This is a genomic window from Lactiplantibacillus paraxiangfangensis (genome assembly GCF_036246185.1).
Classification (GTDB): Bacteria; Bacillota; Bacilli; order Lactobacillales; family Lactobacillaceae; genus Lactiplantibacillus; species Lactiplantibacillus paraxiangfangensis.
The window spans coordinates 1-4,069 of record NZ_BTPW01000052.1; the positions used below are offsets into that span (position 1 = coordinate 1).

A 4,069-nucleotide genomic window follows, 5' to 3' on the forward strand; every position below is an offset into this window, starting at 1 on the left:
GGTTGATGATGTTTTGTTTGAATTCTTTGTCGTAACGAGTTGGCATGTAAAAATTCCTTCCTTTTGAGAGACGATTTATTCATTATACCCTCTCTTAAAAGTTGTCTCAGGAATCAGCTTACATCCAATATTTATCAAACAGTATGCAAGCTAATTTCGTGTTTGGAGATGGTAAAGGTTTGATATACATGCTGCTGTCACCACACAGAGGGCACCAGCCCCGAATAGCCAGATTCAGTTCCAGGTCTGCCGGACCCAAGACGACGAGCAGGGTTGTTGCAATAATCACCACGAAAGAAGGTTGCCCAGTTTTTGACAAGCATCAACGCCGCAATAAAGACGGTAAGCTAACCGTAACGCCAAAAGCTGATAAAACCGCGGAGTATGCTGGTAACCCAGCAAAACCAACGCTGCCAGCGCCTAAGCCAACGGTTACTAAAGTAGTTAAGCTGATCCAGACTGGTCATCATCAAACTTAATTTGATCGATTGGTGGCTTGGTTCAAATAATTGCTAGTTTGAGGGCTCAGCACGTATACTAATGGTGTTAAGGAATAACTACTGGCCAATAATGGGAGGAATCAACATGGCTGATAATGTGTTAATGGCCTATCATATTGTGCATGATCCCGAAGAGCGGGCGAAACATGTTTTAAACACCAAAAAATTGTATAAGTGGCGGATTACTGAAAAGACGAAGGGCACCCCGGTAGTTGGTAATGTGGCATTAGTCCAAACCCAGTTTGCGAAGCGCACCCCAGTTATGATTTATGCGACGAAGGAAGTTGCCAATGATTTAAGCGACTTACAACCAGTTAAAGAATTTACAAGCAATCGTGATCAAGAGACGGTTAATCAAACGTTTGATGACCTGATGAAATAACTTAACGGCTCAAGCCAACGTGATTCACTTTACGTTGGCTTGGGCCGTTCCTTTAATTAAGAAAAGTAATTAATTATCTTCTACATGTGAAAATTTGTTGGGAATCTATTTTTAAATGTAACTTTTTTAGTTTTTTGATGTTGAATTAAGACTTTATTATATAATTCTGAGAATTATTGACTGATGTTTTTCATTTTAAACCTATTTCATAATTGTCAAGAAATGTTGTATGAGAACATATCTATGGAATAGTTAAGGTAGTCGATTAATTTGACATTGTTATACTGGTTAAAAGTTGAAAAATCAGAATCTTTATAGTATCAGCAATCTTTTAAAACAATTATGTAACCTTATTCGCTCAACTAGTTAGTTATAAATTCCTCAATGAAAAAAATGTACAATCTTTACTTACATATAGTTAAATTTAAAGTTTGAATATGCTATTATAAAGGTGTTTTATTAAATACAACTTAATTAATAACGGGGCTTTAGCATGATTTCAAATAAAATAGTGTGAAAGGTAGTTTTTTTATGTTAAGGAATAATTACTTTGGAGAGATTAAAACGCATTATAAATTATATAAATGCGGTAAGAATTGGGCTGTCATGGGGATTTCATTATTTTCGCTGGGATTAGGGATGCTAGTTACCGGCCAGCCAGTGTCAGCTGATGTGACAGCCACCAGCACCTCAAGCAGTGCAGTGAGGACCGATGCAATCAGTGCAAGTAGTAGCAGTGCAGCAAAGGCTGAAACGACTAGTGCAAGTAGTAGCAGTGTAGCAAAGGCTGAAACGACTAGTGCAAGTAGTAGCAGTGCAGCAAAGGCTGAAACGACTAGTGCAAGTAGTAGCAGTGCAGCAAAGGCTGAAATGACCAGTGCAAGTAGTAGCAGTGTAGCAAAGGCTGAAACGACCAGTGCAAGTAGTAGCAGTGCAGCGAAGGCTGAAACGACCAGTGCAAGTAGTAGCAGTGCAGCAAAGGCTGAAACGACTAGTGCAAGTAGTAGCAGTGCAGCAAAGGCTGAAACGACCAGTGCAAGTAGTAGCAGTGCAGCAAAGGCTGAAACGACTAGTGCAAGTAGTAGCAGTGCAGCAAAGGCTGAAACGACCAGTGCAAGTAGTAGCAGTGCAGCAAGGGCTGAAACGACCAGTGCGGGTGGAAACCAGATTGTAGCGCAGATAGCCACTAATGTTTCTAAAAATGATGCAATAGTTACAACTAAGTTTGCTCAAAACTATGGTAGATGGGTATTGGCAGGTTCAGTTACCAATACGGGTTTCTCAGTTAGTGATCCAGATTATCCATCTGGGATGTGGATTGATCCAGATAAATCTCATTACAGTTATGAATGGTTGCAAGCAGAATATGGTGGAAACCAGATTGTTTTTTCCACTAATCGAACGGGTGATGGAATTGTTTATGTAACGGAATTATCGCCATCAAATGAAGTTTTAAAACAATACACTTTAAATCAAAATACTCAGGTACCATCTGCTGTATTTGATAGAACTACCTACTATAATGATGCTTATTTTGAAATGGTTCGAAGTTCAAGCAATCGGTTTGTTACTAAATATACTGCTAGTAAATTTGATAGTAACTACTACAATACACTTTCTTATTTTGTACCCAAATTGATCACACAAACAACCTATTACGTTGATAAAGATGGAAAGCAAATCACCAACAGTAATGGTAATCCGGTTGTTGCTTATACACAAAAAGGGTTAGTTGGCCAAAATTATACGACCAGCGACGTAAATGTTGTAAATGGTTACTATGCTATTGCACCTTCTAATTCAAATGGCGTTATGTCACCATACGGAGAGATTGGTGCTAGTTATGTTAAAAACTTTCATGATGGAGTAGTTATTACTTACACTCAGACTGGTTCAGATGGAACAATGTCTGCTTCAATTGTAAAAAATGGAGAAGTTCTTAAAACATGGACAAGTATAAAGCCCTCAGATTCTACGATAATGTATCGACTAGGTTATACGACATACGGAATTAAAAATCCATATATTCCACAAACCTCTGATATTAAGTATGTTTACAGCAAGCTCGGCAACTGGGTCGTCTCTAATCCTGATGGCTCGACAAAATCAATTATTTATCCCAATGATCCTAGTGACCCTACTAAGATTGCTGATTCATCGGTGCCTGATTACCCGGTTATTGATTTTCTTCCTGGCTATACACCTGAAGACCATATGGGGACTCCTTTGGTGCCAGTTGATCCCGATGACCGTACTAAGGGCTATATTCCGCCAATACCTTCTGATAATGGTACAGATACAACGATCACCTATACAGCAGATAAGCAAAAAGGTAGTGTCAGCTACGTTGATGATACGACTGGAAAAACTTTAAAGACGGACTCAATCTCAGGAACAACGGGTTCAAAATCCAGCTATAGTACCAGCGGTAGCATTGCCGATTATAAGAAACAAGGGTATGAGTTGGTCACCGATGGCTATCCAGCAGATTTGACGTTCGACAATGATGACACAACTGATCAGAATTTCACGGTTCACTTGAAGCATCGGTTGACGCCAGTGAATCCAACGGATCCACAGACACCTGGAACGCCAATCAATCCAGACGAACCAGATGGACCAAAATGGCCAACTAGCACCAACTATGATAAGACGGTCAACGAGACGATTAGCTATGTTGATCAGAATGGACACGTAGTGGCCAAGCAACACACTGATTCTGTCAACTTCACACGAACAGTCGTTGTCGATAACGTTACTGGTGAAGTTATTACAAGTGGTGCTGGGACAACAGCCTGGACAGCGACAAATGGTGATACGACCTTTGATGCCGTTGTTAGCCCAGTGGTGCCAGGATCTGTAGCTGATAAAGCGCAGACAGCTGCCGTAACTGACCTGAATGCCGATTCAGCAGATGTTAATGAGACCGTGACATACACGAAAGTCGGATCATTGGTACCAAGCTCAAGTGATGGGAACTTCCCTGGAGCACCAACAGTAGTCTATCCAAATGACCCAAGTGATGCGACAAAGGTTACACCAGCCGGTGTACCAACGGTACCAGGTTATACAGCACATGATCCAGAAGGTCATGTTTTGACACCAGGTAGCAGTTATCAGCCAAGTGATCCAACGAAAGATACAACGATCACCTATACAGCAGATAAGCAAAAAGGTAGTGTCAGCT

General features: G+C 40.6%; 2 protein-coding genes. Both read left to right on the plus strand.

The window, feature by feature from the left end:
• Positions 1-585 precede the first annotated feature (585 nt).
• Complete coding sequence (locus AAA939_RS15050; protein ID WP_045353134.1) at positions 586-882, plus strand: DUF5839 family protein; 297 nt, start codon at positions 586-588, stop codon at positions 880-882.
• A 531-nt stretch (positions 883-1,413) separates the two neighbouring features.
• On the plus strand, positions 1,414-4,069 hold a 2,656-nt coding region (locus AAA939_RS15055), incomplete at its 3' end, for a mucin-binding protein (protein WP_338231080.1).